The following is a 15,163-nucleotide window of genomic DNA, read 5'->3' on the forward strand; positions in this document are numbered from 1 at the left end:
GACCGGGCTGCGGCGCACCCGGTGAGCGAATTAGTGCGATTTAAAGCCTGCCGCTGACATCAGCATTTTGAAGAGCATACTTACGCATGCCAGCGCCAGTACGCTGCCACCCCAGATGATGGCAAGCCACATCAAACGTTTCCATAAAGGTTGTTGCATCAGTGATAACCCTCCCCATGCTGTACTTTTCCGCGAAAAACGTAATAACTCCAGAAGGTGTAGACCAGAATGACGGGAATGATCAACAGTGCACCCACTAACATAAAGCCCTGGCTTTGAGCTGGCGCGGCAGCCTGCCAGAGAGTGATGTCCGGCGGGATGATATGCGGCCAGATGCTGATCCCAAGCCCGATAAACCCAAGGAAAAGCAGCCCTATCGTCATGATAAACGGCAGGGTATGGCTCGCAGGATCGTTCAGGCAGCGCCACTGGCACAGACTGAGGATGACAACCAGTGCAGGAACGGGCAGCAGGTAAAACAGATTCGGCAGCGTAAACCAGCGCGCAGCAATGGTCGGTTGCGCTAGAGGCGTCCAGATACTGATTGCTGCAATGAATACCAGAAGCAGAAGCAGGAGCACTTTCGATATCTGGCGCATCCGCTGTTGCAGGGTATTTTCGCTTTTCATTACCAGCCACGTTGATCCTGACAGCGCGTAAGCCACCACAAGACCCGCGCCGCAGAAAAGGTTAAACGCGGTAAACCAGTCAAACGGACCGCCGCTGTATGCGCGACCAGTGACGCTGAACCCATGGATGACCGCGCCGACGGTGACGCCCTGACTGAAGGTTGCGACAATCGACCCGCCAATAAAAGCCTTATCCCAGAACGGGCGGTGCGCCGGAGTCGCTTTGAAGCGAAATTCAAAGGCGACTCCGCGAAAGATAAGCCCGATCAGCATTATTGTCAGGGGAATGGTTAGCGCGTCGATGATGACCGCATAGGCGAGAGGAAAAGCGCCAAACAGGGCCGCACCGCCAAGCACCAGCCAGGTTTCGTTTCCGTCCCAGACGGGAGCCACGCTGTTGACCATCACGTCGCGATCGTCGGCATTTGGCGTTGCCGGAAACAGGATGCCTATGCCCAGATCAAAACCATCCATCACGATATACATCAATGTGGCGAAAACGATAATAACGAACCAGATAATGGAAAGATCGATACCCACTACGGTTACTCCTTAAATTCAGTGGTGACGGCGGAAAGCGGACGAGCAGGGCGGCCATCGAATTCGGTCGCGAAGGACTCCTGGGGCTGTGGCCCTTTTTTAATCAAACGCACCATATAGCTGTAACCCACGCCGAACACTGCGGTATACACCACAAAGAAGGCCAGCAAACTGACACTCATATGCAGATCACCATGCGCGGAAACCGCATCCTTCGTACGCTGTAGCCCATAGACGACCCACGGCTGGCGGCCGACTTCCGTTGTTACCCAACCGGCAAGGATCGCGATCAGCCCGGACGGCCCCATCAGCAGGGCAAACCACAGGAACGGACGTGAGGTATAGAGGCGCTGTTTGTAACGCAACCAGACTGCCGCCACGCCCAGAATCAGCATCAACATCCCTAAACCGGCCATGATGCGGAAAGACCAGAAGACAATGGTGGCGTTCGGACGATCTTCTTTCGGAAACGCTTTTAGTGCTGGCACCTGTTTATCGAGACTGTGGGTCAGGATCAGGCTGCCGAGAGCGGGGATCGCCAGACTAAAACGGGTCCGCTCCTGCTCCATATCCGGCCAGCCAAAAAGCAGCAGCGGAGTAGGTTCACCCGGAAGATTCTCCCAATGGCCTTCAATGGCAGCTATTTTCGCTGGCTGGTGTTTTAAGGTATTAAGCCCGTGCATATCCCCCACCAGTGCCTGGATCGGAGCCACGATCAACGTCATCCATAACGCCATAGAGAACATGGTGCGAATGGCGAGCGTGCTGTTTCCGCGCAGCAGATGCCAGGCCGCGGAGGCACCGACAAACAGCGCGCTGCTGAGGAATGCCGCTATCGACATGTGCAGCAGGCGGTAAGGGAAGGAGGGATTAAACACCACGGCAAACCAGTCCACCGGAACAACCTGACCGTTAACGATTTCATACCCTTGCGGTGTCTGCATCCAGCTGTTTGACGAGAGGATCCAGAACGTAGAAATGATGGTCCCTAGCGCCACCATGCAGGTCGAGAAGAAATGCAGCCCCGGCCCGACCTTATTCCAGCCAAATAACATCACTCCGAGGAACCCCGCCTCAAGGAAGAACGCGGTAAGGACTTCATAGGTCAGCAGAGGGCCGGTAATACTGCCCGCGAACTGCGAAAACCCGCTCCAGTTGGTGCCAAACTGGTAAGCCATCACCAGACCGGAGACCACGCCCATACCGAAGTTAACGGCGAAGATCTTCGACCAGAAATGGTACAGCGAGCGCCAGACGGGATTTTTTGTTTTCAGCCACAGCCCTTCCAGCACGGCGAGATAGCTCGCGAGGCCGATGGTGATCGCCGGAAAAATAATATGAAAGGATACGGTAAAGGCGAACTGTATTCGCGCAAGATGAAACGCATCTAGACCAAACATGCACTGCCTCAATGTTAAAAGGTGTGCTGTTATGATAAAGAGGGGCCAGGGGAGATATCAGAATCAGAAAGTGATAATTTAGCTATAACAGTTGAAGAAAATGATGAACTTTATCTGGCTGATATAGTTTGCAAAGAAGAATAAAAAATTTCTTTTTATGATTTTTACGCATTAAACAGCTTGCTTTGTCACCAGCAACATGCGTTAATGGATTTCTGGTTTTGAATCCAAATAAATATCTGACGTAGTTTTATAAAGCAGTTCTCATCACGTTGTGCCTCTCCGCAGCCTCTCTTGGGTCTTTATCTACATTCCGATTCGTTTTGTATCGAACCATTTTTTGCCTGATCGGCTCATGAGTAATTTACGTTTTTACGTTTACAGGAGAATCCTATGACCTCTTATATTCATTTCCGCTGCCCATGCTGTCATGGCTCGCAGTACCGCACCTCAGCTTTTGACGTGTCTGACAAAAATCCGTTCGGCGCCAAATGCATTTTCTGCAAATCGCCGATGATCACGCTCGACCATCTGGCCGCAGCGCGTTTCGCTCAGAATCACGTTACTGAATACCGCAAGTAATTAACTGCATTTCCCATAACAGTTAGCAAAATCTTCTCTTTTTCTCCTGCTGATATACACTGTCAGCATTAAGGAGAATCTGATGAAAAAATACCAGCGTCTGGCGCAACAAATTATCTCGCAGATTGAGCTTGGCGTATGGTTGCCGGGCGATAAGCTGCCTTCCCTGCGAGAGCAGGTGGCAAGCAGCGGCATGAGTTTTATGACCGTGGGCCACGCGTATCAGATGCTGGAAAGTCAGGGGCGCATTGTTGCCAGACCGCAGTCGGGGTATTACGTTGCCGCCCGCCCGACCACACACCAGCCCGCACCGCCTGCGCAGGTAATGCGCGAAGAAGTGGTCGACATCAACACCTATATCTTCGATGTGCTACAGGCCAGCCGCGACCCCTCCGTTGTTCCTTTTGCCTCGGCGTTTCCCGATCCGCGCCTTTTCCCTCTTCAGCAACTCAACCGATCGCTGGCTAATGTCAGCAAAACGGCTACCGCCATGAGCGTGATCGAAAATCTGCCGCCGGGTAACGTCGATTTACGTCATGCCATTGCCCGTCGCTACGCCCAGCAGGGGATGAATATCTCGCCGGATGAAATTGTGATCACCGCGGGCGCGCTTGAGGCGCTCAACCTCAGTTTGCAGGCTGTCACAGAACCAGGGGACTGGGTTATCGTTGAAAACCCCTGTTTTTATGGCGCGCTCCAGGCGCTTGAACGCCTGAAACTGAAAGCGCTGTCGATTGCCACTGACGTTCGGGAGGGCATCGATCTCAGTGCCCTTGAGCAGGCGTTAAACGACTATCCGGTGAAAGCCTGCTGGCTGATGACCAACAGTCAGAACCCACTCGGCTTCACGCTAAGTGCAGAGAAGAAAGCTCAGCTGGTGGCCTTATTAACCCGGCATAACGTCACGCTGATTGAAGACGATGTTTACAGCGAACTCTACTTTGGCCGCGAAAAACCGCTTCCGGCAAAAGCCTGGGATAAGCAGGACATGACGTTGCACTGCTCCTCATTCTCCAAGTGTCTGGTGGCCGGTTTCCGTATTGGCTGGGTGGCGGCGGGAAAACATGCGCGCCGTATCCAGCAGTTGCAGCTGATGAGTACGTTATCCACCAGTTCTCCCATGCAGCTGGCGCTGGTGGATTATCTGGCGACCAAACGTTACGACGCTCACCTTCGTCGCCTGCGGCGTACGCTTGCTGAACGCAAACAGCAGGCCTGGCAATCGCTTCTCCGCCATATGCCTTCTGGCGTCAAAATTCATCATAACGACAGCGGTTACTTTTTATGGCTGGAACTGCCTGAACAGCTGGATGCGGGACGGTTGAGTGAAAAAGCCTTAACCCATCAAATCAGCATTGCGCCCGGCAAGATGTTTTCCACCTCCAATATCTGGACACCGTTTTTCCGTTTCAATACCTCATGGGGCTGGGGCGAGCGGGAGGAGCTGGCGGTCGTCCAGCTGGCGGCGTTAATCCGCGAAATGATGCTGCCTCCAGTCACACCTTGATGAAAATTCCTGAAGCGGCATGACGCGCAGACTACCTTTAGTAAGGGAGTGCGGATTGGTGGCGTGACGTTGTCACGTATCGATTCGCCAGAACGTGTGCTAACAGCGAAAAACAATGTCGATTTCAACAGGACAATGCTATGCAAAATCAATTGCTGATAAATGGTGAACTGGTGGCTGGCGAAGGTGAAAAGCAGGCGGTTTTCAATCCTGCGACGGGTGAGGTGCTACTGGAAATTGCTGAAGCGTCGGCCGCACAGGTAGATGCTGCCGTGCAGGCCGCCGATCGTGCCTTCACCGGGTGGGGGCAAACCACACCCAAAACGCGCGCTGAATGTCTGTTGAAACTGGCTGACGTGATAGAAGCCAACGCCGACGCCTTTGCACAACTGGAGTCCCTTAACTGCGGGAAACCGCTGCATTGTGTCCAGGGGGATGAGATCCCTGCGGTGGTCGATGTGTTTCGCTTCTTTGCCGGGGCCGCCCGCTGTCTGAATGGGCTGGCTGCCGGAGAATACCTCGAAGGACATACCTCGATGATTCGCCGCGATCCGGTTGGCGTCGTTGCCTCCATCGCGCCCTGGAACTATCCTCTGATGATGGCGGCGTGGAAGCTGGCACCCGCGCTGGCGGCGGGAAACTGTGTCGTTATCAAACCGTCTGAAATTACGCCATTAACGGCGCTGAAGCTGGCGGAACTGGCGAAAGATATCTTCCCGCCAGGCGTGCTCAACGTGCTGTTTGGTCGCGGCAAAACCGTAGGGGATCCGCTGACCGGTCACGAAAAAGTGCGTATGGTTTCTCTCACCGGCTCTATCGCTACCGGAGAACATATTATCGGGCATACCGCATCTTCTGTGAAACGTACCCATATGGAATTGGGCGGAAAAGCCCCGGTCATTGTCTTTGACGATGCAGATCTGGAGGCCGTGGTTGAAGGGGTGCGTACGTTTGGCTTCTACAATGCCGGTCAGGATTGTACTGCGGCCTGTCGTATTTATGCCCAGAAGGGGATTTATCCCGCGCTGGTTGAAAAGCTGGGTGCCGCCGTTGCCAGCCTGAAGATGGGCGCACCGGACGATACGTCAACGGAGCTGGGACCGCTCAGCTCCGCAGCGCATCTTTCCCGCGTTTGTGCTGCCGTGGATGAAGCCAAAGCCCTCGGACATATCCGCGTCGTCACCGGTGGCAGTAAAAAAGAGGGAGCCGGATATTACTTCCAGCCAACGCTGCTGGCCGGGGCGAAGCAGGAAGATGCGATCGTCCAGCGCGAGGTGTTTGGTCCGGTGGTCAGCGTAACAACGTTTGAGGATGAAGCGCAGGTATTGGCCTGGGCTAACGATTCGCAATACGGCCTGGCCTCGTCCGTCTGGACCAAAGACGTCGGACGCGCCCATCGACTCAGCGCGCGTTTGCAGTATGGCTGCACCTGGGTCAATACCCATTTTATGCTGGTGAGCGAAATGCCCCACGGTGGGATGAAGTTATCCGGTTACGGAAAAGATATGTCGGTCTACGGACTCGAGGACTACACGGTTGTGCGGCATGTGATGATCAAACACTAAGCCCTCATGCCCGGCGCAGTGCCGGGCGATTCAACTTACCAGCCACACACCTCGTGTTCATTTTCCGTATCGTAGGCGCGAACGGTATTCACCAGGTCCTTGACGACATCTGCCGCAACGTCCGGGATCAACAGCTCCATGGGCGCCTCGGTCTCATAATCCACCGATACGCCGTTGCTGTTGTTGGTGACGGTCACGGTATAGGTAGCCTTACCCATCATTTACTCCTTATGCGTGTTGACCACTTTACCGATACCCGCACCGCTAAGCGTGACGGCAGGATCCGCGAAAAAGTCGATATTAAAATAGGTGTCGTCGGTCAGTAGCTCAATGCGGTGCCATTTTTGCGGTGGAGAGATGCCAAAAGATCCGGCCTCAATCACCACGTCCAGATCGGGCTCGGTGGCATCGCCATCGGCAAAGCCAAAGTAACGCACCGCACCCTGCATAACGGACAAACGACCGTACACGCCAGCTTTGGTGTTGTGATGGGTAAAAAGCGCTTCTGGCGCGGTCTCTTTATTCCAGAACGGGGTCGAGCGGGTATGAACAAAGTTTTCAGGAATACGTAACATAATAGTTTCCTTCATGCTGTCGGGCGCTTAAAGGGACTTAAGCACCTCAGGTTCAACAAAGAATTCAATATTGAACAGGGTGTCGTCGGTCATCAGCTCAATGTGGTGCCATCTCTCTGGCGGGAAAACGCCGAAACGACCCGCTTCAATGACAAGCTCGCTGTCAGGCTCAGGTGTAAATTCATCAGCATAGCCCAGATAACGCACTGCACCACGCATCACCGACAGGCGAGGGTAGACGCCCGGGCGCGTGCCCGTATCAAGGTGACGTTTAAAAATGCCTGCGGGGGCCGTTTCTTTGTTCCAGAAAGGCGTGGAACGGGTGTGAATGCAACTCTGCGGAATGCGTAGCATGTTTCCTCCCTTAAAAGCCTGCTCTTATTAGACTGCTTTCTGCTGGGATGCATTTGTCAAAAAGTGCATCTAATATGCATCTTATCAATAATAACCGTTTTGCGTTACCCGGCGTTGTTACGCAAGGTACTCAGTTGTTATTATCCTTAGTATTTAAGTGGTTATGATGTAACGAAAAAACTTGATCTGTGTCAACATATGACGCATATTGCGTGCGGTTATTTTTCGGCTCAGGTAAACAGAATGACGTTGTATCAAAAGATGTTGGTGTTCTACGCAATCATGGCCTCCATCTGCGCATTAATCACCTGGTTCCTGTCTAAAGATCGTAAACGCATTCGCCTGTTGAGCGCATTCCTGGTGGGTTCCACCTGGCCAATGAGCTTCCCTGTTGCCCTGTTGATCTCTCTTTTCTGAAGCACGCTTCCAGAACCGGCATCCAGACATAGCATTCCATACATTGAGCATGTATAAATATACAGTTGATTGTACATGGAGTGCTTATGAACAGTTTCTATTCGCAGCAAGCAGGCTGCACTGTGCGCTGGCAGGATCTTCCTGGTTACGGTGACCCGGTTGTGTTTATCCACGGGTTGGGCTGCGCATCGTCGTATGAATATCCTCGTATCGTCTGTGATCCCCGTTTCGGGGGGCGCAGAGCCATTCTGATCGATCTTCCCGGTAGCGGTTACAGTGACAAACCTGACAACTACCGTTATCGCACGAGCGAACAGGCGCAGGTGGTGGTTGAACTGTTAAACCATCTCGACCTGGATAGTCTTTGGCTCTATGGTCATAGCATGGGGGGAAGTATCGCGATCGAAACGGCAACGCTGTTAACGTCGCGCGTTAAGGGCCTGATCGTGTCTGAACCCAATTTCCATGCGGGTGGCGGGATGTTCAGCCGGGCAATCGCGGCCCAAACGGAACAACATTTTCTGGAACAGGGCTATGATGACATGCTGCGGGCGGAAATGTCGCCGTGGGCGGGAAGCCTTCAAAGCAATGCCCCCTGGGCCGTCTGGCGGGGCGCAACAAGCCTGGTCAAGGGCGTCAAACCTGACTGGGAACACCTGTTCTTGTCATTGAGCTGCCCGGTAATGTTAGTTTTTGGTGAGCTATCTCTGCCTGATGACGATTTTAACCGCCTGCAACAAAAAGGCGTTGCGTTAAAAATTATCCCTGATGCAGGCCATTCAATGTCCTGGGAAAACCCGTCAGCGTTGGCTCAGGCTTTGTCTGGCTTCATAAACGGCTCATGAATGGGTAGCCCGCATTGCTGCGGGCTGCAATGATTAAGACAACAAAGCAGACAAGGCTTTCCGCGCGGCAGGCTGAACGTCATACGGACACTGATAATCCACGTTCTCAATAGCGCGCGTGTAGAGCGCAACCAGCCAGTCATACACATAGGCTGTCGCCGCATGAACAGGCTGCTCGCCAAGTCGGGTAAGACGGGGTGAGGCGCTGCTCACAACCGGCGTCACGAAAATGGGCTGACCTTTGCGGATCCGGCTTGCAGGCCGTTCAGAGACGGGCGTCACTTCGTAGCCAAGCCAGCTAATGAAATTGCCTGTTGCGGCATGCAGCTGCGCAGCGCTGCTTTTATCTGTTTCTACAATCCGTTGCAGTTGCAGCGGCAGATCCAGCCGGTAGCTGGTGACGATCAGCACATCGGCAATCTGCTGTAAAACCTCTGCGTCCAGGCCCAGACGGGCAGCCGCCGCGTCGTTGCGACTCCACTGACGCAGATGATTAACCCACACGCTATGAGCCATCCGCGCTTTGTCTTTGGTCTGCACCGCGGCAGGATTTTCCTGCGTCTCTTCCGCAAACAGATCGATAACATCGTTAAACAGACCGTTGACCTGTTCCTCTCGAGGCTGGTGAACGGTCAGCAGCGTCTCAAACGCTTTTAACGGCGGCAGAAGTCCTTCAAGCAGTTCACCATGACGGGCGGCACTGCCTTGCAGCGTTCGGACCATTTTTTCGGCCTGCGAGCGTCCAGCGCCTGGATCCTGAGTGAGGGGGCCGACATACGGGCGCATCAGCGCCGACAGCGACTGTTGCAATAACCTTTTCAGCGTGTGAAGACGCTTCTGACGCTGTGCCGGTAGGGTAGCCTGCGACAGCCATTCAATCACCCGCTGCATGCTGTGGGTATCGAGCGCCTGTAGCGTTCCCCAGCGCAGACCCGGCTGGCCCAGCAATTGTTGCACCGCTTCGTCCAGATTCTGCTTTGTGGTGAATCGCGCATCGTGAGGGGTAATGGCCCAGACCAGCCCCGGCAACGCGGACTCTTCAACCGGCTGCGTCTCTTTAACCCAGTTTTGCAGGCGTCTGGCCGTTTTTGCCGTCTGCTGGTGGTGCGCCGTCGCATTGCAGATAACCAGAACATCAGGCTGAATGTGCTGACGATAATGATCCAGCAACCACAGGCATTTTGCCTGCGTCATCAGCGGCGTGTGTTCTTCAGAAATAGCCGGAATATCAATGATGTCAACGTTATCGAGCACGCAGTGCTCAACGGGCAGCACCAGTTCGCGGGTAAGCGATGCCAGTACATCAACAGGCAGGCTAATGGCATTAAGCAACTCGCCGTTTTTTACCGGATGAAGGAGGGTTTCCTGTGTTTCCGGCATGGTAAACGCCCCGTGAGTCAGGAAGCCTTCACACGGCAGACCAAAGCTGTCCACCAGCAGACTCAACGGCGCAGCAAGCACGCTGGCATGGCTGGTTTGATGCAGCACATGGGCGAGCTTCAGCCACTGCTGGGTTAACTCCTGCTGCTCACCCCACAGCAGAGACCAGACGCTGGCGCGGGTGCTGAGATCAAGCGACGGAACCAAAAGGGCAAACTGGTGCCACAGGGCATCGTCAATGTGCTGCTTAGCGCCGGGGACTATGCTCTGCCAGAACCGGGCAATGGTCGCGACCTCCCGCGCCGTCATTCCCGGCACGCTCTGCGGTTGACGTAGCGCACGCCATTTCTCAAGCCGGGCTTCAATCACCGATTTATCCACCGCGCGGATCTGCGGATCTAACGTGGTGCGGGCGATAAACAGCTGCACAAGCTCGGCCTCCGTTACCAGGCGCAGGCGCAGGGGAAACGTGTCGTCTGCGACCTCGTCGGACGCTCTGCTGAAACGCACGGCCATGTTGGTGGGCGCATGCCCGGGATTAATATGCGAGAAGTAATCAAACGTGCGCTGACCCGGCGTAACGTTCAGCCGTTCGTCGCCGCTGCCGCACAGGGCGGCCAGCAGGTGCGCTTTCGCGGCCTGCGAGTGGCCGTATAAGCCGATGCTGCCCGGGCTGGCAAGGGCGCGATCGAGCGCCTCTTCCCGCGCGCTTGCTGCGTTAAGGCGGGCAAGCAGGGCGTCGGCTTCGTTATCCAGCATCGGAGCGTGCTGTCGCGTCTCGTTGATCCACCCGATTAAGGCCTGAGTGGTGGCAGTCGTCGCAGTCATTTGAGGTATACGCTCCCGCTGTCGATCCAGTAGTGGCTGCCGCTGTGTCGGCGATCGGCCAGAGTATTCAGTTTAAAGGTCAGAGCATCCGGCGGCACTGGCGTGCCGTCCTGTAGCCAGGCGTCGCTCAGTTCGAAAGATTCCGGGCCTTCCTGCTTGTTACCGCCACGCAGCTTCAGGCGCACGTTCAGTACGCCGTCGCCCGCAATGGCTTTTGCCAGCTCGGCAGAGTTGATGCTCAGGGTATAGAGCGGCGTCGCGGGCCAGCGGGCATTGGCCAGTTGCCGGAAGCCGAGGGTGACATTGCCGCGCAGCGGAAAGTGCAGACGGGCGTCCAGTTTCGCGCCGGGTTTATCGAGGTCGATATCGTGATACCAGACGTTCTCGTCCCGCAGGGTATTGATCGTGTTATCCAGCACGCCCAGATAGCGCACCGTAGAGTACGCGCCGATATCCGCTGCTTTAAAGTTAAAGCGCGGCAGGCGGAGATCGAGCGCCAGGCTACAGAGCATCGCACCCACGGCGGCGGTGGATTTCGGGTTGCCGATCCGCCCCTGCTGGCTGAACGGATACCATTCATGAACCTGGTATTTATCCAGCCAGACGATGCGGTTGACGGGTACCGGTTGCAGGTGGCGAATCAAGGCCTGCACGCCCGGCAGACAGCCAGGCCGTCCCGTGATGAGCAGAATATCGCAGCTGTAGTGAGAGATCGCCTCACAGACCGCATGAAGCGGGGCGGCGAGCGTGAACTGGCCCGCCAGCATCGCGTCCTGCATCTCCCGGAAATTGACGTGCAGCGGTACGCTGAACAGATCAACGTTTTCAGAGCCAGCAGGCAATGCATGGTCGATCGCCTGCTGGAGGTAATTCATCACGTTACGCGTCGGTTTTTGCGTGAGCAGATCGCCAAAGGTGGCATGCAGCCCGGCCAGCGGATCGTCAATATCGCTTGCTTCCCACGCGGCCAGGATCGCGTGGCCGATCGGCATAAAGAGCTGAAGCGTCGTCTGCTGGCGCAGTATCGCCTGGGTATCAATCCGCCCGGAGTCGCCGAAGAGGGATGCCATCAGCTGTGGGGCATCGGCTATGCCGGATTTCTGAAGATGCGTTTGCAGCGCGGGCAGTACGTAGCGCTGGATCACGTCCAGCAGCGTATCGTCGCCAGCTACCTTGAACCCTTCGCGGAACAGTAGCTGCGGGGTGATTTTAACGTTATTCCCGGAACCATCATCTAACTGATAGTGCGTGATGGCCATATCCGTCGTGCCGCCGCCGATATCAATTGAGGCAACACGCAGCGCGCGTCCCGGCTGGACGCCCGGCTCAGGTGCGCGATCCGGACGGGCAAGAGAGGCGAAAAAGGCCTCGGTCTGGCCACCGAAGTGGGAAATGGCTTCGTTATACAGCCACACCAGCTGGCCGCAGCTGGCTTCGTCCCACTCCATGTGGATCTCAGGAACCGGCACCACGCTTTTTTCCTGCTGCTTGCGGCTGGCAAAATCCTCATCCTGCGGGTGCCAGCCCATCGCTTTCCAGACGATGGCAATAGCTTCGAACATGCGGCGACGGAAAATCTCGCGCTCCTGTTTCGGCATCGCCGAAGGCAGGGTGAGGATCAGCGTCCGCAGCTGGCGCGGAGAAGCCGGGAAACCAAGCCGCAGACGTGTGGCCACGCTGTTAATTTGACCGAGCGCCTGAGCCAGCAGCTCGCAGAGCATGTGCGTCATCAGGGTGCTGCGGCTGTACTGCGGAGAGAACACCGGCAGGCGTTCATCCTGCGGCAGCGTAAAGAGCGGTTCCCCGTCGTCGTTCATCAGGTTCATCAGCGGAAACGCGGTGGCCAGCGGTTCGCGCTGGGTTTTGCTGTTCATCTGGCTAAAGCGCCAGTCCTGCACTACCGGGGTTTCATCCCACAGATAGCGGCGCGGGCTGGAGATGCCACTGTTGCCTTCCGTGCCCAGACGCTGCATCGCCAGCTTACGTGCTTCATCACCCACGCGGACGATCGATGGCCAGACGAACGCGTCTTCCCGGCCACTTTCCACCGAGAAGTGTTGCTTGCCAAAACGCGCTTCGGAAAATTCGAGACGGCTGGTAAACAGCGGCTCATTCAGGAACTGCGGCTCACTCAGAGATCGTACCTGAAGTTCAGCCGTCTGGCGCAGGCCGTCGTTGGCATCACCATGATCTTCAATAATCACGCCGCAGGTGTGGGTGTTGCCTACGTCAAGGATCAGATCGACAGGAATGGCAGGCGTGCTCAGGGTATGGGTGACAAACTTCACTTCCGGCACGGTGAGTTGTTCACCGAGCATGGAGAGCAGGTTGAGCCAGTGCGCCTGATATTCAAAGCTGCGCATGGCCTGATGCAGTTCGCGCTCGGAGCGTTTTTCAACCCCGTCGGCAAACTGCGTGAAAGCTTCGCGCAGCCAGCCGTCAATCCAGGTCTGGTCGAGGAAACTTTCAATCTCACTGTCGCGCCAGGCGAGTGCGAAACGCGTGCCGTTCAGGATATCGTTTTCAACCGGCGACAGGGCAGACGTCGCATGCTCTGCAATCTGGCTGTCGAGCGCGACGGTGACCCGGTGCGTATTGCCAGCCGCGTCGGGCGTGGAAAGCTTTCGTACCTGGACGCGCGCCCAGTTATCCGGGCCTTCAACAAACGTCCGCGGCGGGTTGAAGCGCAGGAAAGGAAGCGGCAGCCAGACGCCGTCGAGCACGGTCAGGGAGTCATGCAGTGGAATGGTGCTTTCAGGTTTGACCACTTCCGGCTGCCCGCCATTGATGGCGGGCAGGGTGTACCGGCCGTTAACCAGATCAAAATCCAGGCGCAGCAGCGGGCCATTTGCCGTTTTACGCACGAAACGCCCGTTGCTGGCGGTATCCTGCGGAGTCAGGCCAAAATCGAGAAACTGTACGCCGCTGTTAGCAATCAGCGTCACGCTCTGTTTATAGTCGCAAAGATTAACCAGCATAGGATCAGACACCTGCTTTCTTGAACGTCAAAGGAACGACGGTGTTGGCATCGTAACGTGCAGTGCATTCCGCCACATCGCTGGCACCGGCCTTACAGGTCACTTCCGGCATCGGATAGCGTGAACCGTCGGAGCAACGAGCGTTACCGCGCGTTTTGATCAACAGCTCGCCGTTGCTGTGTAAGCCGGAGAAGACGTCTACCCGACAGACAATGTTGTCGCCATGCACGACCCGGGCGAAACCTTTGTTGTTCTGGATCTGGTAGCGCAGCGAGGGCGGTTTGCCGGTGAGCGGATCCTGCACATCGAGAAACGCGCGCCAGGTGCCGTTCAGGAAGCGCGTTAACCCCGCTTTGACCTGGTTTGCCTCCATTACCATCGCATCTTTTGGTATTGCGGTAATGACCACCGGTTCGGCCGCCGGGGCAGGCGTTTTCACCTTCGGCTCAACCACTTCGGCCTGGTGCAGCGGGAGTTTCAGCTCCAGCGGCTCCACCGTCTTCACGGGGGCCGGAGCAATCGCGACAGGGGCCGGTGCAGGCGTGGCGGCTGGCGCTGCGGTCGGGGCCTGTTTTGGCCAGAGCAGCGGGGTGGCGATAGCCGCAATGATGACCGCGGCAACCGGCAGTAACCACAGGGGGGAGCGACGTTTTTTCTGCACGACCGCCGGGGCGGGCTCTGGCGGTGTGACGTCCATACGCACCGGTTCAGGCGTATACAGTTCATCTTCGGTGATACGGACGGTAGCCGCGGGCGTGATAAGCGGCGCATCGGCCTGCTCAAACGTCACCACCGGGGCCGGTTCTGGCTCCGGTTCAGGTTCGTTGATCACCACGGGCTCAGGATCAGGGATCAACGATTCGCGCAGGCAGTCCAGCACGTCATCGCGCGCACTCTCGTTAAGATTGACGAAACCCCAGAAGCAGATCACCGGTTTGCCATCGACCAGATAGACAAAGTTTTCCCCGGGGAACTGGAAGGATTTCGAGAGCAGAGAGCCAAACAGTTGCTGCGCCGTTTTCGGTGACTGAAGGCATTTTTTACTCAGCGACTCCACGCTGGCGAGCGTGTTTTCCAGATAGCGCAGGGCGCGAAAACGGTCATCTTCATCCGCTGCCTTCCAGCTGGAGACGGTTCCCTCAACCGGGGAGTACCAGTCAACGCGATCGCCGCCGTCGTTAACCTGAGGTATAGCCAGGCAATCGACGATAGCCTGCTGTTTGCGCAACCGAAGCGCTTCGCGGATTTGCAGCGCTGATTCAAAAACGGCCTGTCCGCCGCCGCCAACGGCCTGAAAATCATCCAGATTACCGCTGCGTAAGAGTGTTTTTGCCACGATTTGGTCCTGTAGACTTCTTCACGCCATTACTTTAGCGAAACCGGTAAGCAAGCAAACGGCTGAGGAGACGGCAAAAGGGACGATTTCTTGCGGCATTGATCGTGACGGTTGTGCTTGACGAATAATGGACCTTAAGGCAAATCGGTTTATGCGGGCTGATGCTAAAACCAGCGAAATGTAGGTCTTTAGAATAACCTGATAGTGATTCGTTATTTGTCAGGTCA

14 protein-coding genes are annotated in these 15,163 nt (G+C 55.9%); 5 read left to right on the forward strand and 9 right to left on the reverse strand.

What is annotated here, in order from left to right:
- Positions 1 to 30 precede the first annotated feature (30 nt).
- From BH712_RS01910 to BH712_RS01920, 3 genes are read right to left on the reverse strand one after another with little or no spacing between them, the layout of a single operon-like run.
- A complete protein-coding gene (locus tag BH712_RS01910) occupies positions 31 to 159 on the reverse strand; it encodes a DUF2474 domain-containing protein (RefSeq protein WP_006810766.1) in 129 nt (42 codons plus the stop codon).
- Positions 159 to 1,169, reverse strand: coding sequence for a cytochrome d ubiquinol oxidase subunit II (cydB, locus tag BH712_RS01915; RefSeq protein ID WP_006810765.1), 1,011 nt, complete (start codon positions 1,167 to 1,169; stop codon positions 159 to 161). The genes BH712_RS01910 and cydB overlap by 1 nt, the downstream gene beginning before the upstream one ends.
- A 5-nt stretch (positions 1,170 to 1,174) precedes the next feature.
- Positions 1,175 to 2,569: a cytochrome ubiquinol oxidase subunit I gene (locus BH712_RS01920; protein WP_006810764.1), complete on the reverse strand. Its 1,395-nt coding sequence runs from the start codon at positions 2,567 to 2,569 to the stop codon at positions 1,175 to 1,177.
- Between the two features lie 393 nt (positions 2,570 to 2,962).
- Here BH712_RS01920 and ymcF point away from each other — a divergent pair, with 393 nt between their 5' ends.
- From ymcF to patD, 3 genes are all read left to right on the forward strand, one after another.
- A complete protein-coding gene (gene ymcF / locus BH712_RS01925; protein ID WP_000205128.1) occupies positions 2,963 to 3,151 on the forward strand; it encodes a cold shock small protein YmcF in 189 nt (62 codons plus the stop codon).
- Between the two features lie 82 nt (positions 3,152 to 3,233).
- On the forward strand, positions 3,234 to 4,658 hold the full coding sequence (locus tag BH712_RS01930) for an aminotransferase-like domain-containing protein (protein ID WP_006810762.1): 1,425 nt from the start codon (positions 3,234 to 3,236) through the stop codon (positions 4,656 to 4,658).
- A gap of 140 nt (positions 4,659 to 4,798) precedes the next feature.
- Entirely contained in the window at positions 4,799 to 6,223 is a 1,425-nt protein-coding gene (gene patD / locus BH712_RS01935; RefSeq protein ID WP_006810761.1) for an aminobutyraldehyde dehydrogenase, read from the forward strand.
- A gap of 35 nt (positions 6,224 to 6,258) precedes the next feature.
- On the opposite strand, the gene BH712_RS01940 is transcribed toward patD, so the two are convergent.
- Genes BH712_RS01940 through BH712_RS01950 form a run of 3 tightly spaced genes read right to left on the reverse strand, consistent with a single transcriptional unit; the run spans position 6,259 to position 7,152 of the window.
- Entirely contained in the window at positions 6,259 to 6,441 is a 183-nt protein-coding gene (locus tag BH712_RS01940) for a DUF1869 domain-containing protein (protein ID WP_003856955.1), read from the reverse strand.
- Positions 6,442 to 6,444: 3 nt separating this feature from the next.
- The gene (locus tag BH712_RS01945; RefSeq protein WP_032673849.1) at positions 6,445 to 6,798 is read right to left on the reverse strand and encodes a TehB family protein; all 354 of its coding nucleotides are present in this window, start codon (positions 6,796 to 6,798) and stop codon (positions 6,445 to 6,447) included.
- Between the two features lie 27 nt (positions 6,799 to 6,825).
- On the reverse strand, positions 6,826 to 7,152 hold the full coding sequence (locus BH712_RS01950; RefSeq protein WP_006810758.1) for a TehB family protein: 327 nt from the start codon (positions 7,150 to 7,152) through the stop codon (positions 6,826 to 6,828).
- Positions 7,153 to 7,395: 243 nt separating this feature from the next.
- Here BH712_RS01950 and BH712_RS01955 point away from each other — a divergent pair, with 243 nt between their 5' ends.
- Positions 7,396 to 7,569 (forward strand): GhoT/OrtT family toxin, encoded by a 174-nt coding sequence (locus tag BH712_RS01955; RefSeq protein ID WP_003856960.1) that lies wholly within the window; start codon positions 7,396 to 7,398, stop codon positions 7,567 to 7,569.
- An 86-nt stretch (positions 7,570 to 7,655) separates the two neighbouring features.
- A complete protein-coding gene (locus BH712_RS01960) occupies positions 7,656 to 8,414 on the forward strand; it encodes an alpha/beta fold hydrolase (RefSeq protein WP_006810756.1) in 759 nt (252 codons plus the stop codon).
- Between the two features lie 33 nt (positions 8,415 to 8,447).
- Here BH712_RS01960 and BH712_RS01965 read toward each other — a convergent pair whose 3' ends face one another.
- The 3 genes from BH712_RS01965 to BH712_RS01975 are packed head-to-tail and all read right to left on the reverse strand — an operon-like array spanning position 8,448 to position 14,936.
- Positions 8,448 to 10,622: a virulence factor SrfC family protein gene (locus BH712_RS01965; protein ID WP_006810755.1), complete on the reverse strand. Its 2,175-nt coding sequence runs from the start codon at positions 10,620 to 10,622 to the stop codon at positions 8,448 to 8,450.
- Positions 10,619 to 13,600, reverse strand: coding sequence for a virulence factor SrfB (locus BH712_RS01970; RefSeq protein ID WP_006810754.1), 2,982 nt, complete (start codon positions 13,598 to 13,600; stop codon positions 10,619 to 10,621). The genes BH712_RS01965 and BH712_RS01970 overlap by 4 nt, the downstream gene beginning before the upstream one ends.
- A gap of 4 nt (positions 13,601 to 13,604) precedes the next feature.
- Positions 13,605 to 14,936, reverse strand: coding sequence for an SrfA family protein (locus BH712_RS01975; protein ID WP_006810753.1), 1,332 nt, complete (start codon positions 14,934 to 14,936; stop codon positions 13,605 to 13,607).
- Positions 14,937 to 15,163 lie beyond the last annotated feature (227 nt).

Source organism: Enterobacter hormaechei ATCC 49162 (genome assembly GCF_001875655.1).
GTDB lineage: Bacteria > Pseudomonadota > Gammaproteobacteria > Enterobacterales > Enterobacteriaceae > Enterobacter > Enterobacter hormaechei.